Here is a 19863-nt window from a genome sequence, read left to right on the forward strand (position 1 = left end):
TCATGATGCTTTATCCCTGGCAATCCGCTGACTGGACCCGCCTGCAAGCCATGCGGGCCAAGTTGCCGCACGCGATCCTGCTCAACGGCCAGGCCGGCACCGGCAAACGCGATTTCGCCATGCATTTCGCGCAAGGCCTGTTGTGCGATACGCCCATCGCAGACGGCCAACCCTGCGGTACGTGCGCGGCCTGCAACTGGTTTGCGCAGGGCAATCATCCGGATTTCCACCTCGTGCGCCCTGAAGCGATGGAAGACGCGCCCGAGACGGAGAAAGACGCCGACGGCAAGAAAAAGGCGCCGAGCAAAATCATCCGCATGGAGCAGGTCCGTAACCTGATCGAAGGCGTGGGGGTCGGTACGCACCGGGCCGGGTTGCGGGTGGTCGTGCTGTATCCGCTCGACGCGTTGCAGACTGAGGGCGCCAACGCGCTGCTCAAGACGCTGGAGGAGCCGCCGCAGAACACCGTGTTCCTGCTGGTGACGGATCGAATCGACCGTATCCTGCCGACCATCCTGTCGCGCTGCAGACAGTTTCCGCTGCAGCCGCCGCAGCCCGAGGCTGCGCGCCAGTGGCTGGAGCAACAAGGCGTGCCCCATGCGCAAAGCCTGCTGGCGGAGTTCGGCAATGCGCCGCTGGCCGCGCTGGCGGCCGCCGAGTCCGAGGACCGCCCGCTACTGCAATTTTTGCTCGAACAGCTTGCCCAGGGCGCGAAGCTGGACGCGCTGGCCACGGCTGATCATTTACAAAAATTGTCGGTCCCGGCCGTTCTCAGTACCATGCACCGGTGGGTCTTTGACCTGATGGCGGCGCGGCTGGCGGGGCGTCCGCGCTACTTTCCGGCGCAGCGCGATGCGTTGCAACGTTGCGCAAACACCATCCCGCTGGATCGCCTGGAACGTTTCGCGCGTGCCTTGCCACAACGGCGCCGCACCGAGCAGCATCCGCTGGCGGCAAGGCTCGTCATCGAGAGCCTTTTGCTGGATTACCGGCAGCTCTTTCCGACTGCCTGAACCCGAACCCGCACCTGAACGTTTGCACTCTCTGGACACCCTGTGAGCACTGCACCTCTTCGTACGCCCGGCACTCCTGTCACCCCTGGCACGCCCACTGCGGCCGGCACGGCTCCGGGCGCGCCGACCCGCCCGGGCATCGTCTCGCTAGCCATCAAGGATGAAGCCGGCCTGCATGCCGCATATATGCCGTTCCTGAAGAACGGCGGTATCTTCGTGCCCACGCAGCGTCCTTATCGGATTGGCGAGGAGGTTTTCCTCGTGCTGTCGCTGCTGGATCGCCCGCAGAAGTATCAGGTGGCTGGCAAGGTGGCCTGGATCACCCCGGTGGGCACCCCCGCCAAGACCCCGGGCATTGGCGTGCATCTTGGCGAAGACGAGCAGTGCCGTGTGCTGCGTCGCGTGATCGAGGAGCTGCTCGGCAAGCAGATCAACTCGCAGCGCCCGACACAAACCCTCTGATTTCTTCCTGATACGGCGCATCAAGTTTGCGCCGTAACTCTCTGATTATTCGATGTTTGTCGATTCCCACTGCCACATCAATTTCCCCGACTTGCGCGCGCGCCTGCCCGAGCTGCTGACACGCATGCGGGAAAACCGTGTCACCCACGCGCTGTGCATTTCCGTCACGCTGGAAGATTTCCCGAGCGTGCTCGAGATCGCCGAGCAGGAGCCGAACGTGTACGCCACCGTGGGCGTGCACCCCGATGCCGAAGCGGACGTTGAAGAAGGCAGATCCATTGAAGAGCCCACGCTTGAGCGTCTGCTGACGCTCGCTGATCACCCGCGCGTGGTCGGCATCGGCGAGACCGGGCTCGACTATTACCGCCTGGGCGACCGTACCGTGGCCGACATGGAATGGCAGCGCGATCGCTTTCGCACGCATATTCGCGCGTCGAAGCAGACCGGGAAGCCGCTGGTGATCCACACTCGCTCCTCGGCTGAGGACACTCTGGCCATCATGCGCGAAGAGGGCGCCGAGGCCGCAGGCGGCGTCATGCATTGCTTTACTGAGACCTGGGACGTGGCCAAGGCCGCGCTGGACCTGGGTTTCTATATCTCCTTCTCGGGCATCGTGACGTTCAAGAACGCGGTGGACTTGCAGGAAACTGCCAAGAAGGTGCCGCTGGACCGCATGCTGATCGAAACCGACTCGCCGTACTTGGCGCCGGTGCCGTTCCGCGGCAAGACGAACGAGCCGGCGTATGTGCGCCACGTGGGCGAATTCCTGGCGACGCTGCGTGGCGAACCGCTGGAGCGAATCGCTGGCGTTACCACCGATAACTTCTTCAATCTATTCAATGCGATACCGCGATAACTTGAAGCAAACAATGAACAAAGTCGCATTGGCTGGCGCGTTGACGATGGCGTTGTCGGGTGCTGCACTCGCCACGCCGCAGGACGATCTTCGCAACGCCGTCGAGTACAACCGCCCGGCGCTGGTGCAAAAGTACATTGCGCAGGGCATCGACCCAAACCTGAAGACGCGCGATGGCACGCCGCTGCTGGTGGATGCGCTGAAGGACAAGAACCTCGAGGTGGCCGAGGCGCTCATTCGCGCCAAGAACATCGATTTCGAGCGCACCAACGCCGCCGGCGAAAACGCGCTGATGATGGCCGCCTACCAGGGCCTGCTGCCCATGGTGAAGCTGATGGTGGAAACGTACGACGTGGAGGTCAACAAGACCGGCTGGACCGCGCTGCATTACGCCGCCACCAACGGATACGACGACATCGTCAAATATCTGCTGGATCACGCGGCCTATATCGATGCAGAAAGCCCCAACGCGACCACGCCGCTGATGATGGCAGCCATGGGCGGGCACATCACGACCGTCAAGCTGCTGCTGGATGAAGGCGCCGACATGAACCTGCGCAACCAGCAGAAGATGGACGTGATCGACTTCGCCAAGCGGTATCACCAGGATGAAATTGCAGCGGGGCTGGAGTCACGCCGGCGCAAGCTGGCGGAACAGGCGGGCAAGCCTGCTCCGGTGGCGGCACCCCCGGCGGCTGTCCCTCAGCCCGCCAAGGCAAGCGCGCCGGATGCGCCTACGCCGATGCCGGCAGCCAAACGGGATGCAACGGCCCCCAGCCCGGCTGGCCAGGATACGATCGGCACCCCAACCAATTTGCTGTTTGACAGCAACCGCTAGACGCGGCCCGAACGGCGCGCCAATGGTGCCGCAGTGCCGGATGTGATGCTCATCACGCCCGCCGCGCCAGCCGCACCCCGGTGAACTGCCACCGCTGGTGCGGATAGAAGAAGTTGCGATACGTCGCCCGCAGATGCCCCTCGGGCGACACACATGATCCGCCGCGCAGCACCATCTGGCTGCACATGAACTTGCCGTTGTATTCGCCCACGGCCCCTTCGGCCGGCTTAAAGCCCGGGTAGGGGCCATAAGGGCTGGCGGTCCATTCCCACACATCACCGAACAGTTGACGCAGGCTGCCGGCCTCGGCGATGCCGTGGTCGGGCAACGGACGTAGCGCGCCCCGTCCGGCGAAGTTGCCTTGCACGGGCAGGCCTTCTGCGGCGTGCTCCCATTCGGCTTCAGTCGGGAGGCGGGCGCCTGCCCAGCGGGCGTAGGCGTCGACCTCATAAAAGCTGACGTGCGTGACGGGCGCATCCAGATCCACCGGCTGCAGGCCGTGCAGCGACATCTGCTGCCAACCTTCTGCCTCGTCCGTGCCGGTGCGCCAGTAGAGCGGGGTGTCAATGCCTTCGCGCTGCACCCATGCCCAGCCGTCGGACAGCCACAGGGTGGGCTGCCGATAACCGCCGTCCTGCATGAAGGCGAGCCACTCGCGGTTGGTCACAGGATGCGTGGCCAATGCATAGGGCTCCAGCCAGACCGTGTGGCGCGGACCTTCGCAATCGAACATGAACTCGGTATCGGACTCAGTTCTGCCGATCTGCACGGCGCCGCCTTGGAAGCCGACCCAACCCGGTTGCGCTGGGGCCGCATGCACGCGTGGTGCGGGCGCTTCGGCATAGGCCGGGCATAGCGGGTTCTGCGCAAACAGGTGGAGCAGATCGGTCAGCAGCAACTCCTGATGCTGCTGCTCGTGGTGCAGGCCGAGTGTCACCAGGCGGGCGAGGTCATCGGATACGCCGTCGGCCAGCAAACGCTGCATGGCCATATCGACATGGGCGCGATAGGCGCGCACCTCGTCGAGCGTCGGGCGGGTGAGCATGCCTCGGCGCGGGCGCGGGTGCCGCGCGCCCACGGTCTCGTAGTACGAATTGAACAGGTAGCGGTAGCGCGCATCCGGCGAACGATAGCCCGGTACGTTCGGGCCCAGGATGAACTCTTCGAAAAACCACGTCGTATGGGCCAGATGCCATTTGGCGGGGCTGGCGTCGTCCATGGATTGGACCGTGGCGTCGGCGTCGGACAGCGGCGCGGCCAAGGCCAGGGATTGGGCACGGACTACGCCGTAATGCTGCGTCAGCGCGGGCAGGGCGGTGGTCGGCACATCAAAAACGGGCGATACGCGCATGGGGTCTCCAGGGCAGGCAGCGAGAACAGCACAGCAGCAACTGGGCCATGCCGTTGCGGGCGCATTGGCGCACGTCGGTTGCGCATTTTCGTAAGAAGCATATGCGAGCTTTGTAACTTTGCCATGCACAACACTGGCGATGCTGCATTGCGGCGACGCCTGCACTGCAGCATCGATTGTCATGAAATAGTCACTGCGCACACCTAGGATGTAAACGTTTACAAATTCCAGGGGCCAGCAGTGGGCAGCAGCATCAAAGACGTGGCGACGCATGCCGGCATTTCGATTGCCACGGTGTCGCGAGCGGTCAATACGCCGGAGCGGGTGAGTGCCTCGACGCTGGCCCGGGTGCAGGCCGCCATGGATGCGCTGCACTATCGCCCGAACGCGCTGGGCCGCCAACTGCGCGCCGAGCGCACGGGCTTGCTGGGCGTGGTGCTGCCATCGCTGGCCAACCCCGTGTTTGCCGAATGCATGCAGGGCATCGAGGAAGCCGCGTCCATTACAGGGCAGCGCGTGATGCTCATGACCACCGCCTACGACCGCGAGCGTGAAGCCCGCGCCATCGAGACCATGCTCGAGCAGCGCGTCGACGGCCTGATCCTGACCGTGGGCGATGCCGCTGCCAATCCGCATCTCGATCGCCTTGACGCCGAGCACGTGCCTTACGTGCTGGTCTACAACGACACGGTCGGCCAGGCGCGCATTCCTGCCCGCTGCTGCATCACCGTCGACAACCGAGCCGCGGCGCGCGACGCCATTCGCGCTTTGCTCGCGCAGGGGCACTGTCAGATCCGCATGCTCACTGGCACGCTGGCAGCGTCGGACCGTGCGGCGCTGCGCCACGACGGCTACCGCGAAGCGCTGGAAGCGGCCGACATTGCGCCGCAGCTGCCCGTCGAAATTGATTTCAATGCCGATGCCATGCTGCCCGCCGAGCTGGCCCACCTGCTGGCGCCGCCACGGCCGACCGCCATTTTCTGCAGCAACGACCGCCTTGCGCTGCTCACCATCCGCTCGCTGCGCGAGATGGGCCTGCGCGTGCCCGAAGACGTGAGTGTGGTCGGCTTTGATGGCCTGGCGATGGGGCAGTGGCTTTCGCCCACGCTGGCCACCGTGGCGCAGCCGCACCGCCGGATCGGCGCCGACGCGGCCACGGCGCTGGCCCGCCGCATCGCCGGCGAGGTGGTGCCCTCGATTACGTTGCCGCACCGCTTGCTGGCGGGCGGCACGCTGGCCCGTGCGCCGGCGGAAGCGTCTCTCTCCGTTGTTTCTTCCCTCACGTCTGATACGCAAGGAGCGTCTCGATGAAACGTCTCGTTCAATGGCTGCGCGCGTGCGGCCTCGTGGCTGCCGGCGCGTTCGCCGTGGCTGCGCCGGTGCAGGCACAACCGGCCGGCCAGCAAGTCGCCATCTGCTACAACTGCCCGCCCGAATGGGCCGACTGGGCCAGCCAGATCAAGGCCATCAAGGACAAGACCGGCATTACCGTGCCGTTCGACAACAAGAACTCCGGCCAGGCCATCGCGCAGATGCTGGCCGAGAAGTCGCACCCCGTGGCTGACGTGGCCTACCTGGGCATCACGTCCGCCTACCAAGCCAAGGAAAAGGGCCTGGTCGCCAGCTACAAGCCCAAGCATTGGGAAGACATTCCGGCCGGCATGAAGGACCCGGACGGCGCATTCTTCTCGATCCACTCCGGCACGCTGGGCTTCTTCGTCAACAAGGACGCGCTGGAAGGCAAGCCCGTGCCGCGCTCGTGGAAAGACCTGCTCAAGCCCGAATACAAGGGCATGGTCGGCTACCTGGACCCGAGCAGCGCCTTCGTCGGCTACGTGGGCGCCGTGGCGGTCAACCAGGCCCTGGGCGGCACACTCGACAACTTCAGCCCGGCCATCGAGTGGTTCAAGCAGTTGAAGAAGAACGCGCCGATCGTGCCGAAGCAAACCGCCTACGCGCGCGTCGTAGCCGGTGAAATCCCCATCCTGCTCGACTACGACTTCAACGCCTACCGCGCCAAGTACAAGGACCACGCGAACGTGGAATTCGTGATCCCGCAGGAAGGCACGATTGCCGTGCCGTACGTGATGAGCCTGACCGCTGGCGCGCCGCATGCCGAGAACGCCAAGAAGGTGCTGGATTTCGTGCTGTCGGACGAAGGCCAGACGCTGTGGGCCAACGCCTACCTGCGCCCCGTGCGCACCAACGCCATGAGCAAGGAGGCCGCTTCGCGCTTCCTGCCGGCCAGCGAATATGCCCGCGCCAAGACGGTCGACTTCAACAAGATGGCAGCCGGCCAGCAGGCATTTGGCACGCGCTACCTGAACGAGGTCCGCTGAGCATGAGCACCGTCACCCGATCCACCTTGCCCGACGATGCGGTGTTGCCCGCTCGGTGGCGGGTGGCGTTGCTGGCGCCCGCCGTCGCGCTGTTCTGCGCGTTCTGGCTGCTGCCGATGGCGGCGCTGCTGCGTGTGAGCGGCAGCGATGGCCTGATCGCCACATACACGGCCGCGCTGACCACGTCGCGCTATCTGGGCAGCTTGTTCTCGACGGTGGTGCTGTCGGCGGCGGTCACGCTGGCGACGCTCGTCCTCTCGACCATCGCCGGGCTGTTCCTGGTGCGTCACAACGTTCCGGGCAAACGGATGATTACCGCCATGCTGACGTTTCCGCTGGCGTTTCCAGGCGTGGTGGTCGGCTTCATGGTGATTCTGCTGGCGGGCCGCCAAGGCCTGCTGGGCGACGTCACGCACAAGCTCATCGGCGAGAAATGGGTCTTCGCCTATTCCATCGGTGGGTTGTTTCTCGGCTACCTGTATTTCTCGATTCCGCGCGTGGTGCTGACGGTCATGGCAGCGGCGGAAAAACTCGATCGCTCACTAGAAGAAGCGGCGCGCTCGCTGGGCGCATCGTCGTGGCAGGTCACGCGCGATGTGCTCGTGCCGGGGCTGGCGCCCGCGCTTATCGCCTCGGGGGCGATCTGTTTTGCCACGTCGATGGGCGCGTTTGGCACCGCCTTCACGCTCGCCACCGATATCGACGTCTTGCCGATGACGATCTATACCGAGTTCACGCTCAACGCCGGGATTGCCATGGCGGCAGCGCTGTCTGTTGTGCTGGGCGTGGTGACGTGGCTGGTGCTGGCGATTGCGCGTACGGCGGCTGGCGGACAAGCAGGGGCGGCGGCATGAAACGAGCCTTGTCTGCTGCGCAGTGGATCATCACGCTGCTGCTCTGCCTCTTTCTGATCGTCCCGGTCGTGCTGTCGATGGCCGTGGGCCTGACACGCAACTACATCCGCGGGTTCAAGAGTGGCTGGACGCTGGATTGGGTCGCCCAGGTGTGGGACATGTATCAGACGTCGATCTGGATGTCGCTGCTGGTGGCGCTGTGCACGCTGGTGATCGTGCTCGCGGCGGGCGTGCCGGCGGGCTATGTGCTGGCGCGCCGCCAGAGCCGCACGAGCCGCCTGATCGAAGAGTTCCTGACACTGCCCGTGGCGCTGCCGGGCCTGGCGACTGCGCTCGGGCTGATCGTGGCGTACGGCGGCTTTGGTGGCTTTCGCGAGAGCTTGTGGTTCATCGTCGTCGGCCATGTGGTGTTCACGCTGCCGTTCATGGTGCGCTCGGTCGCAGCCGTGGCTGCGGGTCAGAACCTGAAGACGCTGGAAGAGGGTGCTGCCAGCCTGGGCGCGTCGTTCTGGCAGCGCTTTCGCACGATTGTGCTGCCAAACGTGCAGCCCGGCATTCTGGCCGGCGCGTTGATGGTGGTGACGCTCTCGGTAGGCGAATTCAACCTGACCTGGATGCTGCACACGCCCGAAACCAAGACCCTGCCGGTCGGCCTGGCCGATACCTATGCGTCGATGCGCCTGGAGATTGCCAGCGCCTACACGCTGATTTTCTTCGTCATGATCGTGCCGCTGCTGGTGCTGATGCAGCGCTTTGGCGGCCTGCGAGTGAACAACGGAAAGGCTTCCTGATGAGTACCGAACCTCTACATCTCGCGCCCGTGCCGATCCGGCTGCGTGGCTGCGGCAAACACTTCGGCGGCCAACGCGTGCTGGAGTCGATGGACCTCGACATCGCCGCCGGCGAGACCGTCGTGCTGCTCGGCCCCTCGGGCTGCGGCAAGACCACCACGCTGCGCATCGTCGCGGGGCTGGAGGCGCCGGATGCCGGCGGCACCGTGCACTTTGGCGACGAAGACGTCACCGCGCGCCCGATTGAGCGCCGCCGCGTCGGCATGGTGTTCCAGAGCTACGCGCTGTTCCCCAACCTCAGCGTGCGCGGCAATGTGGAATACGGCCTGCGCATCCAGCGCCGGCACAACGGCTTGTCTGACACGCAGATCAGCGCGCGGGCGAACACGCTGCTGGAGATGATGCACCTCACGCCGTATGCAGACCGCGGTGTGGATCAACTCTCCGGCGGGCAGCGCCAACGTGTGGCACTGGCGCGCGCGCTGGCGCCCGAGCCGCGGGTGCTGCTGCTTGATGAACCGCTCACGGCGCTCGATGCCAAGCTGCGCGAATCCGTGCGCGCAGAGATGGACCGCCTGCTGCGCAGCCTTGGCATCACGACCATCTACGTGACGCACGATCAGGAAGAGGCGATGGCGCTGGCGGATCGCATTGTCGTCATGGAAGCCGGTCGCATTGCGCAGATCGGCACGCCGCGCGAAATCTACTTCCAGCCGGCAAACCGGCACGTGGCGGATTTCATCGGGATCATGAACCGGCTTGACGGCACGCGGCAGGATGGCGCATTCGTCTGCGCGGGCGGCCGCGTGCGCGTGCCGGCCGGCGACGGCAATGCGATCTTCTTCCGCCCGGAAGATGCTGTGTTGGCCGACCCGGCCCAGGCGGCGCTGAAGGGCACGGTCGAATCGGCGGTATTTCTCGGTTTCCGCACCCGCGTGCGCGTGGCGGGCGTGTCAGCCACGCCGCTGTTCATCGACGTGCCCGGCCGCCAGCACTTTGCGCCGGGCCATGCGGTCGGCTTCGATATCCCGGCAGACCGTCTCCTGACCTTGCAAGCCTGATGCCGATGCATTTCCTTCAACTCACCGATCTTCATATCAAGCGCCCGGGGCGACTGGCGTATCGGCGCGTGGATTCGGCGGCCTATTTGGCACGCTGCGTGGCGCATATCCTGGCGCAGCCGGAGAAACCGGATGCCATCGTCCTGACCGGCGATCTGGTCGACGCCGGCGCGGCCGAGGAATATGCGCACCTGCGCGCGGTGCTGGCGCCGCTCGATGCAGCTGGCATCCGCATGCTGCCGGTGCTCGGCAACCACGATGGCCGTGACGCGGCGCGCGAAGCCTTTGCCGATTGGCTCGCGCCCATTCCAGCTAGCGCGCAGGACACGAACGCCTTCCAGTACTGGACCGACATTGGCGACGTTCGCCTGATCGTGATCGACACGCTGGACGCCGGCCATCCGGGCGGCCGCCTGGGCCTGCAGCGCCTGGATTGGCTGGCCGAGGCGCTGGCGCATGAAACGCAACGCCCGACCGTCATCGCGATGCATCACCCGCCGTTCGCCACGGGCATCGGCCACATGGACGTGCAATCGCTCGCGTCCGAAGACATCCCGGCTTTCGCGCAGATCGTGCGTGCCGCCGGCAACGTCGAGCGCATCATCTGCGGGCATCTGCATCGCTCCATTGACGTGCGCTTTGCGGGCACTGTCGCATCGACATGCCCATCGCCCGCGCACCAGGTGGCGCTGGACCTCGACCCGGACGCGGCGCCCGGCTTTGTCATGGAGCCGCCCGCGTACAAGGTGCACGCATGGGTGCCGGGGCAAGGCTTGGTGAGCCACCTCGCCTACGTGGGGCAATTCGATGGCCCGCATCCGTTTTTTGAGCCGGACGGCCGGCTGATCGACTAGACCGCTTCCACGGCGGCGGCCATACGCGCGACCAGTGCATCAACTTCGCTTTCAGCCGATGCGATGGACGCGCGTAACCGCTCGTCGGCAAATTCGTCGTATTCGATCGCGACGGATGCCACATCGGTGACGCCGATGTAGCCGAATGCCGTGGCGACGCTGGCCTCGACGTGGTTCAGGTGCGCAATGCGCTGGCCGGGGCCGTAGCCGAAATCGCCGCGCGCGCTGAGGATGACGAGGCGCTTGTTCATGCCGGCCAGCAGCGGCCAATAGGGCTCGTCTGGGCGGCTGCGGTTGAAGCCGAACGTGCGGCCCACGCGCACGACATTGTCGATATACGCCTTGAACTGCGCGGGCATGCCGAAGTTGTACATCGGCACGCCGGCCACGATCACGTCGGCGGCAAGCAACTCGTCGATCAGCGCATCGCTTTGCGCAAGGCGGTCGTGCATCCACGGTTCGCGCTGCGCGGGCGGCGTGAACGCGGCGTGCACCCAGCCGCCGTCCACGGGCGACGGCGGTTCGGCGCCGATGTCGCAATAGACGACCTGCGTATCGGGCGCATGCTCAAGCCAGCGCTGCACGAAGCGCGCAGAGAGCCGGCGCGTGTGCGAGCCATGGCGTGAAGTCTCGGAGCTGCCCGGCCGGGCGCTTGAATCGAGATGCAGAAGGCGGGTCATGTTGAATCGTTGATGAGTGGAGGTGTGCCCACTCTACGAACCGCGCAGCACCGCGACAAACGACATGTTTTGCGCGCGATGGCTGACATGGATTCATTCATGCCGCCCACGCGGGAAAAGCGCCCGTGACACAATCCCGCGCATGCGAAAACTGCCACCCCTGAGCGCGCTGCGCGCCTTTGAAGCCACCGCGCGTCACCTCAGCATGAAGCGCGCTGCCGACGAGCTGTCGGTCACGCCCACGGCTGTCAGCCATCAGATCCGCCGCCTGGAAGATGCGCTGGGCGTGGTGCTGTTCGAACGCCACGTGCGTGCGCTGCGCCTGTCAGCTGCCGGCGAGCAGCTGTACCCGGTGCTCAATACCGGCTTTGACGCGTTTGCCCAGGCCATCGATTCCATTCGCGGCACGCAGGCACAACCGGGGCGTCAGCGCGTGACGCTCACGGCACCGATGGGGCTTGCTGCCCGCTGGCTGGTGCCGCGACTTGGGGAATTTGCGACGCAGCATCCGGAGGTGGATCTGCGCATTCATGCGTCCGACACCGTGGTCGATTTGCATGGCGGCAGCGCAGACCTTGCCGTGCGCTATGGCGAGACGCCGGCCACGGGGATTGGGCTCGTCACCGAACGGCTCTTTGACGACGCCTATGCGCCCGTCTGCCACCCGGGCCTGAAAGTGCAGTCGCACGACGATCTGACGCGCGTGCCGCTCATCCACTCCGAATGGCAACGCACGCTGCCGCAGGCCATCGGCTGGCCGATGTGGGCGCGCGCGGCGGGTATCGAGCACACGCTGAAGACGGACGCAGGCATCGTGCTGTCCGACGACGGGCATGCCATGTCGGCGGCAATGGCCGGGCAGGGCGTGATCCTGGCGAACCTGCCGCTGTTGCGCGATGCGCTGGAGGCGGGCACGCTCGTCCAGCCTTTTGCAGCGCCCGTCATTCAGCGCTATGCCTTCTGGGCCGTGGCGCCATCTGCGCGGCTTGAAGACGCTGCCGTGCGCGCGGTGTGGGATTGGCTATGCGCGTGTCGGGAAACCACGGCGCGTGTGCTTCGCTCAGCCCAATAGCGGCAATAGCGGCGAGGCCTCACGCGCCGGCGCAAAGGCTTCGTGCCACGCGGCTGCAAGCTGCAGCAAGGCAAATTCCGACCGGGGTGGCGCAATCACCTGCAGGCCCAGCGGCAAGCCATCGGCGGTCAAGCCGGACGGCAGGCTCGCGGCCGGCACGCCCGCCAGCGTGGCGCCAATCACGACTTCCATCCAGCGGTGATACGTGTCCATCGCGCGGCCCGCGACGGTCTTGGGCCAGTGTTCTTCGGCAGCGAAGGGCGCAACCTGCGTGCAAGGCAGGACGAGGAAATCGTAGTGCGCAAACTGCCGCAGCAGCGCCTGGTACCAGCTCGCCCGCGTGGCAATGGCGCGGTTGATGTCGATGGCGGTGCGGCTGCGTCCGTGCTCGATTTCCCAGATCGCTTCGGGCTTGAGCAAATCGCGCGTGGCGGCGTTGGCGTACAGCAGGCCGAGGTTGCCGGACACACCTAGCGCGCGCAGCGTGCACCAGCATTCCCATAGCGCATCCATGGCGAAGAAAGGCCGTACGGTGTCGACATGGCAACCCAGCGTGTCGAACGTGTCCAGCGCATGCTCGTTGACGGCCAGCACTTCGGGGGCGACGGCAAGGTAGCCCCCGAAATCGCCCAGCCAGCCAATGCGCGCTTGCCGGAAATCACGATGAAGCGGCTGCATGAAGCACGCTGGATCGTCACTTAGCGACAGCGGCGCTCGCGGGTCGTAGCCGGCCTGCGTGGCGAGCAACCACGCGAGGTCGTGCGGATTGCGCGCCATCGGACCTTCAGTGCCCAGTTGCTGGAAGAACACGTCGCCGGTCGGTCCGTAAGGCACGCGACCAAGGCTGGGACGCAGGCCGTAGATGTTGTTCCAGGCGGCGGGGTTGCGCAGCGAGCCCATCATGTCGCTGCCGTCGGCCACGGGCAGCATGTTCAGCGCCAGCGCGGCGGCGGTGCCACCGCTGCTGCCGCCGGCCGAGCGCTCGGGGTTCCAGGCGTTGCACGTGGTGCCGTACACGCGGTTGTAGGTATGTGAACCGAGCCCGAACTCCGGCGTATTGGTCTTGCCGATCAGCACGGTGCCCTGCCGGCGAATGCGCTCGACAACGATGCTGTCATGCGTCGGCACATTGCGCGCCATGGCGAGGCTGCCCATCGCCGTCACCATGCCTGCGGTGGCTGCAAGGTCCTTGGGCGCCTGCGGAAAGCCATGCATCCAGCCGCCGGACAAGCCCTGCGAGAGCAGCACATCGCGCTCGCGTGCCTGGTCGATGGCCGATTCGGCATCGATGCGGGCCACGACCGCGTTCACCGTCGGGTTATGACGATCGATCTGCGCAAGGAACGCTTCCATGACTTCCACGCACGACACATCGCGCGCGTGGATGCGCCGGGACAGTTCGATCGCGCTCCATTGCACGATCTCTTCGTTGGCGGCCGCAGGTATTGCAGCGTGGCTCGGATTCACTTGCATTGCTTGACTCGAAGTTCACTTCACGCGGTCAGGTAGGTCTGCGCGAGACGCACCCAGGCGGCGGCGCCCAACGGCAACACCTGGTCGTTGAAGTCGTAGCCGGGGTTGTGCACCATGCAGCCGCCGAATTCGCCTTCGCCATTGCCGAGAATCAGGTAGCAGCCGGGCACTTCATTGAGCATCCATGCAAAGTCTTCGCTGCCGTTGAGCCCCTTGGGCGCCTGGGTGACGACGTTGGCCGCACCCACCAGTTCGGTGCAGACCTGCTGCGCCAGTTGCGTCTCGGCCTCGGTATTGACCATGGGCGGCGTCAATTGACGATAGTCGATCTGCGCCTCGACGCCATGGGCCTGTGCGGTCAGGCTGACGATCTCGCGGATGCGCATTTCCACCAGCTCACGCGTCTCGGGCCGCGCCGCGCGCACATTCAGGCCGATCGTCACCGATTCGGGAATCACGTTGTGTGTAGCACCGCCACGGATGAAGCCGACCGACACCACCGCCGTGTCGTCCGGGGCCACGTTGCGCGCGACCACCGTCTGCAACGCGGTAATGATGGCAGCCGATGCGGCAATCGGGTCACGCGCGCGATGCGGCATCGCGCCGTGTCCGCCCATGCCCTTGATGGTGACGTCGGCCACATCGGAAGACAGGCTCACCGGCCCCGGCAGCACGCGGAAGCTGCCGGCCGGCACGCCCGGCATGTTGTGCAGGGCATAGACGGCATCGCAGGGGAAGCGCTCGAAGAGGCCGTCTTCGATCATGGCGCGCGCACCGCACAGGTTTTCTTCATCGGGCTGGAAGATGAGGTTGAGCGTGCCGTCAAAGCTGCGGCTCTCGGCCAGCGCCTTGGCCGCTGCGAGCAGGATGGCGGTGTGCCCGTCGTGGCCGCACGCGTGCATCTTGCCGTGGTTGCGGCTGGCGTAGGGCAGGCCGGTCGCTTCAACGATGGGCAGGGCGTCCATGTCCGCGCGAATGCCAAGGCGGCGCGTGCCGTTGCCGAGCTTCAGTTGGCCAACGACGCCGCTCTTGCCGATGCCGGCATGTACTTCGTAGCCCCAGCTCTTGAGCAGATCGGCCACCAACGTGCTGGTGGCGCCCACCTCGAAACCAAGTTCAGGCTGCGCGTGGATCTGGCGGCGGATGTTGACGAACGTTTCTGCATCGATATGGACGGGCGGCAGGAGATGCGGCAACAGTTGGAACGGCGTGAGCGTGGGGGCTTTCGTCATGTCGGGGCTCCGGGGTTGGAGGTTGGAATCCGGGGTCAATGGGTCTCGCGCGATTCGCGCAGGCTCAGCACGGTCAGCAGCGTGATGGCGCTGCACGCCATCATGTAAAAGGCAGGGGAGAGCGGATTGCCGGTGCGGGCCAGCAGCCACGTCACGACAAACTGGCACGAACCGCCAAACACCGTGACGCCGATCGCGTAGATGACCGACAGGCCGCTCGCGCGCACCTTGATGGGCAGCAGCTCCATCATCATCAGCAGCATCGGCGTGGTGCCCAGGTACAGCGTGCCGGTCAGCAGTGCGGACAGCACCAGCACCAGCGGCACGCTCGGGTAATGCGTCATCAGCCAGAAGGCCGGATAGAGCGCCACCACGGTGACCAGCGTTGCGCCCACCACCAGCGGCTTGCGGCGCGGCAGGCGATCAGCCAGCCAACCGGAAAGGAGCGACGCGCCAAAGCTAGTCAGCCCCGTCACGCAGCCGGCCAGCAGCGACAGCGAAGGCGGCAGATGCAGCTCGCGGATCATGTAGGTCGGCATGAAATAGATCACCAGGTACGTGCCGACCGTCCCGCCGATGATCGTGAGCACGCCCTTGATGACCAGCCCGCCGTGGTCGCGGAACAGGGTGCTGAGCGGGCTCGGTGCATGCGCTTCGGCGGTGTGCGTTTCATCCAGGTGCGAGCGGATATACAGGCCCACCGGCGCGATCAGCAAGCCGAGGAAGAACGGTACGCGCCAGCCCCAGCTCTGCAGCGCTTCCGGCGACAGGCTGCCGTACAGAATGGCCGCAGTGAGCGCGCCGCACAGCGCCGCAATGCCCTGGCTGCCGAGTTGCCAGCTCACGCGAAAGCCGCGCCCGCGAATGCCGCCGGATTCCATCAGCATCGCGGTCGACGCACCGATTTCTCCACCCAGCGAAAAGCCCTGCAGCAACCGGCCGGCCAGAATGACCAGCGGGCCGAACAGCCCTGCGGTGGCGTACGTGGGCGCTACCGCTAAGCACAGCGTGCCGACGACCATCAGCCCGATCGTCAGCGTCATCGCGGCCTTGCGTCCGTGGCGGTCTGCATAGTTGCCGATCACGAAGCCGCCCAGCGGGCGCATCACAAAGCCGATGCCGAACGTCGCCACTGCCAGCAGTAGCGAGCCATACGCGCTATCGGACGGAAAGAACAGCTTGCCGATCATCAGTGCGAAGAAGCTGTAGACCGTGAAGTCGTACATCTCCAGCGCATTGCCGATCGAGCATGCTGCGATCAAGCGTGCCTGGCCGACAGGCTTGTGCGCGGCAGCGACCGAGGCTGGCAACGGTGGCTGCAGGGTGGCGTTATTCATTGAGGATCTCCGTCCGGGGTATTGGCGAGAGGGCTTCTGCGAACCCTTGGGCGCTTGCAGTATTCCGCCAAGCCGCCGTCCAGAGAAAATCGTAAATATTCATCCCGATAACCAAATAGAATCGCCGTCATAACCGGCCTGCATCCGCTATCGGGGAAAGCCCGCGAATCCTGGGGGCGAGGCCGCGTGACACGCTGAGTGCCGGCATGGCGCCCAACAATGGGGAGAGCGACGTGAAGCTGCACCAATTGCGCATCCTGCTGGCCGTGGCACAGCACGGCAGCATCCACGAAGCGTCTCGCGGGCTGCACATCTCGCAGCCAGCACTATCCAAGGCGATTGCGGAACTGGAGCGGGAGCTTGGCGTCACGCTGCTGTCGCGTTCGGTGCGCGGCGTGAGCCTCACCGCATATGGCATGGCGCTGGTCAAGCGCGCGAGTGTCGTCGAACAGGAACTGCGTCACGCGCTGGAAGACATCGAAGCCATTCGCGGCCATGCGGAGGCGGAACTCAACATCGGCTTCACGGCCGTGGCGTCGAGCGGGCCGTTGCCGGATGCCATGGCGGCGCTGCGCAAGCGGTTTCCCAACGTCGCGCTACGCGGTTTCGAACAGCGTCCGCAGCAGATTCTGGAAGGGCTGAGGGAGGGGCGGCTCGATATCGGTTTGATCTCCAGCAACAGCGGCCCGGGCACGGGGAGTTTTCAGTGGGAACCGCTGTTTTCGGTGCCGATGCGCCTGGCGGTGCGCCCGGGCCATCCGCTGCGCCGCGTGCGCCGGCTACGCCCGCTGCTGGATGCCGACTGGCTCGTGCTCGACCCGCTGGAGGATCCGGGCAGCCCGATGGCCAGCCTGATGCGGCTGCATCGTCTCGAAATACCTCGGCGGATCGTGCAAAGCGCGTCGAATCTGCTGGGGCTGCAATTGGCCACGAAGACAGACGTCGTCAGCATGTGGTCGGAATTTGTCTTCAGCGGCACCGGCGGGCCGCTGCGCATGGTGCCAGGTTCGCTCGAAACCTTGCCGATGGAAGATGAGCTGCCGGATTTCAACGTCTACATGGTCTACCGTTCGGCCGACCTGATGACGCATGTGTGCGCAGAATTCAGCAAGGAGATCCGGCACGCGGCCCAGCACTATCGCCAGCGCTGAACATCACGCGTCAAGTTCGGCGCCTTCCGCTCGCATGGCCCCGGGCGGCAGCCCGACTACCCGCTTGAATGCACGGCTGAACGCAGCGAGCGACCCGTAGCCGAGCCGGTATGCGACGGCTTCGATCGCTTCGCGGTCACGCGTGATCCATTGCGCGGCGAGCCGCATCCGCAGCTCGGTCAGATAGCGCACGGGCGTCATTCCGGTCGCCGCCAGGAAGCGCTCGGCAAACACCGAACGCGATACGCCGGCTTGCGCTGCCAGCTCCGCGACGCTCCAGTTGCGGCCCGGGTCACGATGCAGGGCGACGATCGCGCGGCCCAGTTTTGGCTCGCGCAGGGCCTGCACCCAGCCCGTGGCGTCGCCGCAGCCGCATTCCACCCAGCCGCGCACGATGAACGCTGCCACCACGTCAGCCAGCCGCGCGAGGATGCCCGCAAAACCTGCGCGCTCCGAGCACGATTCACGCTCCATCGCGTCGAGCATGGGGCGGATTTCCGGATAGCGCGCGAGCAGGGTGCCGACGTGCATGAACTCGGGCATGGTGCCGACAAGGGGCTGCATGCCACCCAGATCCAGCTCCATGCAGGCGCTGAAAATGAGCGCATCTCCCGGCGCTGATTCCGTACCGGCGCCCACCGACGCCACCGTGTCGCAGATCTTCGCGGCTTCAAAGCCGGCGATCTCACGGCACGGTGCATCCGGATCGGACAGCAATGCGTGCGGGGTGCCCTGAGGCAGCAACACCGCATCGCCAGCCTCAAGTTGCATCGTTGCGCCCGACGCATCGCGCAGCAGCACGGGCCCGCGCCCCACAAAGTGGAACTGCGCACGCCCAGGCGCCTCGCCAAAACTCAATCCGAACGGCCGCGCTACGTGGATACGGCGGTACTGGACACCGCTCAGCCGCATGCCCAGCAGCAGCTCGCTGACAAGGTCGTGCGCGTCGGGCAGGGCAGATGGCGGAGGTGAGGGCATCTCAAAATCCGGACGATTGATCAACAAGACCGGATTGTATGCCATAGACCGTCCGGCGTTCGGGCCCTACTATGCGGCCTTATTGGTACTTTCCCTGATTTTTTCTACGGACCGACGCATGAATCCCGGAATCTCCACGGCCGCCTCAATCGCGGCTCCCCGTGAACCCGCCTGGGGCGCTGTCTTTGCGATGGCGCTGGGTGTGTTCGGGCTTGTCACGGCCGAATTTCTACCCGCAAGCTTGCTGACACCCATGGCGGAAAGCCTTGGTGTGACCGAAGGCGTGGCAGGACAGGCCGTCACGGCCACCGCAACGGTTGCGCTCGTCACCAGCTTGCTGACTGCCGCCGTCACGCGCTCCATCGACCGGCGGCGCGTACTGCTCGCATTTTCGGTGCTGCTCGTGGCATCCAACCTTGCTGTGGCGTTTGCGACGAATCTGACGACGATTCTGATCGGCCGCGTGGTGCTTGGCATTGCGCTGGGCGGCTTCTGGACCATGGCCACCGCCACCGCAATGCGGCTCGTGCCCGCCACGATGGTGCCGCGGGCGCTGTCGATCATCTTCAGCGGCGTGGCCGTCGCAACGATTGCCGCTGCGCCGCTGGGCAGCTACTTCGGGCATCTGATCGGCTGGCGCAACGTGTTCCTGGCCGCAGCCGCGCTAGGGGTGATTGCATTCGTGTCGCAGGTCGCGACATTGCCTTCGATGGCGCCAAGCGGCACGACGCGCCTGCGCACGCTGATCGACGTGCTGCGCCGCCCATCCGTCGGCATCGGGATGTTCGCCACGATCCTCGTGTTCACCGGTCACTTTGCGTTCTTCACGTATCTGCGACCGTTCCTCGAACAGGTTGCGGGCGTTGGCGTGAACGGGCTGTCGGCGATCCTGTTGGGCTATGGCATTGCCAACTTCGTCGGCACATCGCTCGCCGGCCGTGTGCTGGAACACCGGCTGCGCCCAATGCTGATCGCAATGCCCGCGCTGATGGTGGTGCTGGGCATCGCACTCGTGGCGCTGGGCCGTGCGCCGGTCATCGATGCCGTGCTCATCGCACTGTGGGGTATGGCGTTTGGCGGCGTGCCGGTGGCGTGGTCGACATGGGTTACGCGGACCGTGCCCGACGAGGCCGAAAGCGCGGGCGGCCTGATCGTCGCCGCCGTGCAGCTCGCGATTGCAACCGGTGCGGCAGCCGGCGGCGTGGTGTTTGACGCAAACGGCGCGGCCGGTGTGTTCATTGGCGCGGCCGTGGTGCTGGCGATTGCTGTTGCGACGATCGTGACGGGCGTGCCGAAACGCGTGGAGGTGGTCCCGGCAATGGTTGAGTGACGGAGCGAAATGCGCGCCGCTGTGTCGGCCGGCTATGGCCTGAGTCGGTCCAGTGCGCGCCATCTTTTGTCCAGCCGGTTTTTAGTTGTCGTGCTCGCAACCAAATTCAAATGTCGGCACGGGCGTGCACTTTGTGCTCGGTTCGATTCTTCCTGGGGGCGGCTCGTAGGGCGGTGGTGCGGGTGGCTGGC

At 65.5% G+C, this 19863-nt stretch carries 19 protein-coding genes; 13 read left to right on the plus strand and 6 right to left on the minus strand.

Annotated elements, in window-relative coordinates:
• Nucleotides 1–2: 2 nt before the first annotated feature.
• From NG898_RS06590 to NG898_RS06605, 4 genes are read left to right on the plus strand one after another with little or no spacing between them, the layout of a single operon-like run.
• The gene (locus NG898_RS06590) at nucleotides 3–1013 is read left to right on the plus strand and encodes a DNA polymerase III subunit delta' (protein WP_252691574.1); all 1011 of its coding nucleotides are present in this window, start codon (nucleotides 3–5) and stop codon (nucleotides 1011–1013) included.
• A 42-nt stretch (nucleotides 1014–1055) separates the two neighbouring features.
• Nucleotides 1056–1475 (plus strand): PilZ domain-containing protein, encoded by a 420-nt coding sequence (locus NG898_RS06595; protein ID WP_024975666.1) that lies wholly within the window; start codon nucleotides 1056–1058, stop codon nucleotides 1473–1475.
• 52 nt (nucleotides 1476–1527) lie between these two features.
• Nucleotides 1528–2331 (plus strand): TatD family hydrolase, encoded by an 804-nt coding sequence (locus tag NG898_RS06600; RefSeq protein WP_252691575.1) that lies wholly within the window; start codon nucleotides 1528–1530, stop codon nucleotides 2329–2331.
• On the plus strand, nucleotides 2315–3169 hold the full coding sequence (locus NG898_RS06605; RefSeq protein WP_252691576.1) for an ankyrin repeat domain-containing protein: 855 nt from the start codon (nucleotides 2315–2317) through the stop codon (nucleotides 3167–3169). The genes NG898_RS06600 and NG898_RS06605 overlap by 17 nt, the downstream gene beginning before the upstream one ends.
• A gap of 52 nt (nucleotides 3170–3221) precedes the next feature.
• On the opposite strand, the gene egtB is transcribed toward NG898_RS06605, so the two are convergent.
• On the minus strand, nucleotides 3222–4520 hold the full coding sequence (gene egtB, locus NG898_RS06610; protein WP_252691577.1) for an ergothioneine biosynthesis protein EgtB: 1299 nt from the start codon (nucleotides 4518–4520) through the stop codon (nucleotides 3222–3224).
• 240 nt (nucleotides 4521–4760) lie between these two features.
• On the opposite strand from egtB, the gene NG898_RS06615 reads away from it, so the two are divergent.
• The 6 genes from NG898_RS06615 to NG898_RS06640 are packed head-to-tail and all read left to right on the plus strand — an operon-like array spanning nucleotide 4761 to nucleotide 10419.
• Complete coding sequence (locus tag NG898_RS06615; protein ID WP_252691578.1) at nucleotides 4761–5831, plus strand: LacI family DNA-binding transcriptional regulator; 1071 nt, start codon at nucleotides 4761–4763, stop codon at nucleotides 5829–5831.
• Nucleotides 5828–6859, plus strand: a complete 1032-nt coding sequence (locus NG898_RS06620; RefSeq protein WP_252691579.1) for an ABC transporter substrate-binding protein — start codon at nucleotides 5828–5830, stop codon at nucleotides 6857–6859. The genes NG898_RS06615 and NG898_RS06620 overlap by 4 nt, the downstream gene beginning before the upstream one ends.
• Before the next feature lie 2 nt (nucleotides 6860–6861).
• The gene (locus NG898_RS06625) at nucleotides 6862–7713 is read left to right on the plus strand and encodes an ABC transporter permease (protein ID WP_252691580.1); all 852 of its coding nucleotides are present in this window, start codon (nucleotides 6862–6864) and stop codon (nucleotides 7711–7713) included.
• Nucleotides 7710–8504 (plus strand): ABC transporter permease, encoded by a 795-nt coding sequence (locus NG898_RS06630; protein ID WP_252691581.1) that lies wholly within the window; start codon nucleotides 7710–7712, stop codon nucleotides 8502–8504. The genes NG898_RS06625 and NG898_RS06630 overlap by 4 nt, the downstream gene beginning before the upstream one ends.
• Nucleotides 8504–9565 (plus strand): ABC transporter ATP-binding protein, encoded by a 1062-nt coding sequence (locus tag NG898_RS06635; protein WP_252691582.1) that lies wholly within the window; start codon nucleotides 8504–8506, stop codon nucleotides 9563–9565. The genes NG898_RS06630 and NG898_RS06635 overlap by 1 nt, the downstream gene beginning before the upstream one ends.
• Before the next feature lie 5 nt (nucleotides 9566–9570).
• On the plus strand, nucleotides 9571–10419 hold the full coding sequence (locus tag NG898_RS06640; RefSeq protein WP_252691626.1) for a phosphodiesterase: 849 nt from the start codon (nucleotides 9571–9573) through the stop codon (nucleotides 10417–10419).
• On the opposite strand, the gene NG898_RS06645 is transcribed toward NG898_RS06640, so the two are convergent.
• Nucleotides 10416–11099: an FMN-dependent NADH-azoreductase gene (locus tag NG898_RS06645; RefSeq protein ID WP_252691583.1), complete on the minus strand. Its 684-nt coding sequence runs from the start codon at nucleotides 11097–11099 to the stop codon at nucleotides 10416–10418. The two genes, NG898_RS06640 and NG898_RS06645, sit on opposite strands and share 4 nt — an antisense overlap.
• A gap of 142 nt (nucleotides 11100–11241) precedes the next feature.
• Here NG898_RS06645 and NG898_RS06650 point away from each other — a divergent pair, with 142 nt between their 5' ends.
• Nucleotides 11242–12171: a LysR substrate-binding domain-containing protein gene (locus NG898_RS06650; RefSeq protein ID WP_252691584.1), complete on the plus strand. Its 930-nt coding sequence runs from the start codon at nucleotides 11242–11244 to the stop codon at nucleotides 12169–12171.
• Here NG898_RS06650 and NG898_RS06655 read toward each other — a convergent pair.
• From NG898_RS06655 to NG898_RS06665, 3 genes are read right to left on the minus strand one after another with little or no spacing between them, the layout of a single operon-like run.
• On the minus strand, nucleotides 12160–13644 hold the full coding sequence (locus NG898_RS06655; protein ID WP_252691585.1) for an amidase: 1485 nt from the start codon (nucleotides 13642–13644) through the stop codon (nucleotides 12160–12162). The genes NG898_RS06650 and NG898_RS06655 overlap by 12 nt on opposite strands.
• A gap of 20 nt (nucleotides 13645–13664) precedes the next feature.
• Entirely contained in the window at nucleotides 13665–14876 is a 1212-nt protein-coding gene (locus NG898_RS06660) for a M20 aminoacylase family protein (protein ID WP_252691586.1), read from the minus strand.
• 35 nt (nucleotides 14877–14911) lie between these two features.
• Entirely contained in the window at nucleotides 14912–16213 is a 1302-nt protein-coding gene (locus NG898_RS06665; RefSeq protein WP_252691587.1) for an MFS transporter, read from the minus strand.
• A 233-nt stretch (nucleotides 16214–16446) separates the two neighbouring features.
• On the opposite strand from NG898_RS06665, the gene NG898_RS06670 reads away from it, so the two are divergent.
• Nucleotides 16447–17364: a LysR family transcriptional regulator gene (locus NG898_RS06670; RefSeq protein ID WP_252691627.1), complete on the plus strand. Its 918-nt coding sequence runs from the start codon at nucleotides 16447–16449 to the stop codon at nucleotides 17362–17364.
• Nucleotides 17365–17367: 3 nt separating this feature from the next.
• On the opposite strand, the gene NG898_RS06675 is transcribed toward NG898_RS06670, so the two are convergent.
• Nucleotides 17368–18387 (minus strand): AraC family transcriptional regulator, encoded by a 1020-nt coding sequence (locus NG898_RS06675; protein WP_252691588.1) that lies wholly within the window; start codon nucleotides 18385–18387, stop codon nucleotides 17368–17370.
• Between the two features lie 73 nt (nucleotides 18388–18460).
• On the opposite strand from NG898_RS06675, the gene NG898_RS06680 reads away from it, so the two are divergent.
• Nucleotides 18461–19672, plus strand: coding sequence for an MFS transporter (locus NG898_RS06680; protein WP_252691589.1), 1212 nt, complete (start codon nucleotides 18461–18463; stop codon nucleotides 19670–19672).
• Nucleotides 19673–19863: the final 191 nt, after the last annotated feature.

This window comes from Ralstonia mojiangensis (genome assembly GCF_023955645.1).
Classification (GTDB): Bacteria; Pseudomonadota; Gammaproteobacteria; order Burkholderiales; family Burkholderiaceae; genus Ralstonia; species Ralstonia mojiangensis.

Excerpts from the sequence above, each read along its gene's own strand:
- NG898_RS06645 (WP_252691583.1), bottom strand. The coding sequence starts at position 11,099 with ATGACCCGCCTTCTGCATCTCGATTCAAGCGCCCGGCCGGGCAGCTCC.
- NG898_RS06590 (WP_252691574.1), top strand. The coding sequence starts at position 3 with ATGATGCTTTATCCCTGGCAATCCGCTGACTGGACCCGCCTGCAAGCC.
- NG898_RS06650 (WP_252691584.1), top strand. The coding sequence starts at position 11,242 with ATGCGAAAACTGCCACCCCTGAGCGCGCTGCGCGCCTTTGAAGCCACC.
- NG898_RS06675 (WP_252691588.1), bottom strand. The coding sequence starts at position 18,387 with ATGGCATACAATCCGGTCTTGTTGATCAATCGTCCGGATTTTGAGATG.
- NG898_RS06660 (WP_252691586.1), bottom strand. The coding sequence starts at position 14,876 with ATGACGAAAGCCCCCACGCTCACGCCGTTCCAACTGTTGCCGCATCTC.
- NG898_RS06625 (WP_252691580.1), top strand. The coding sequence starts at position 6,862 with ATGAGCACCGTCACCCGATCCACCTTGCCCGACGATGCGGTGTTGCCC.
- NG898_RS06665 (WP_252691587.1), bottom strand. The coding sequence starts at position 16,213 with ATGAATAACGCCACCCTGCAGCCACCGTTGCCAGCCTCGGTCGCTGCC.
- NG898_RS06605 (WP_252691576.1), top strand. The coding sequence starts at position 2,315 with ATGCGATACCGCGATAACTTGAAGCAAACAATGAACAAAGTCGCATTG.
- NG898_RS06630 (WP_252691581.1), top strand. The coding sequence starts at position 7,710 with ATGAAACGAGCCTTGTCTGCTGCGCAGTGGATCATCACGCTGCTGCTC.
- egtB (WP_252691577.1), bottom strand. The coding sequence starts at position 4,520 with ATGCGCGTATCGCCCGTTTTTGATGTGCCGACCACCGCCCTGCCCGCG.
- NG898_RS06680 (WP_252691589.1), top strand. The coding sequence starts at position 18,461 with ATGAATCCCGGAATCTCCACGGCCGCCTCAATCGCGGCTCCCCGTGAA.
- NG898_RS06640 (WP_252691626.1), top strand. The coding sequence starts at position 9,571 with ATGCATTTCCTTCAACTCACCGATCTTCATATCAAGCGCCCGGGGCGA.
- NG898_RS06600 (WP_252691575.1), top strand. The coding sequence starts at position 1,528 with ATGTTTGTCGATTCCCACTGCCACATCAATTTCCCCGACTTGCGCGCG.
- NG898_RS06620 (WP_252691579.1), top strand. The coding sequence starts at position 5,828 with ATGAAACGTCTCGTTCAATGGCTGCGCGCGTGCGGCCTCGTGGCTGCC.
- NG898_RS06635 (WP_252691582.1), top strand. The coding sequence starts at position 8,504 with ATGAGTACCGAACCTCTACATCTCGCGCCCGTGCCGATCCGGCTGCGT.
- NG898_RS06655 (WP_252691585.1), bottom strand. The coding sequence starts at position 13,644 with ATGCAAGTGAATCCGAGCCACGCTGCAATACCTGCGGCCGCCAACGAA.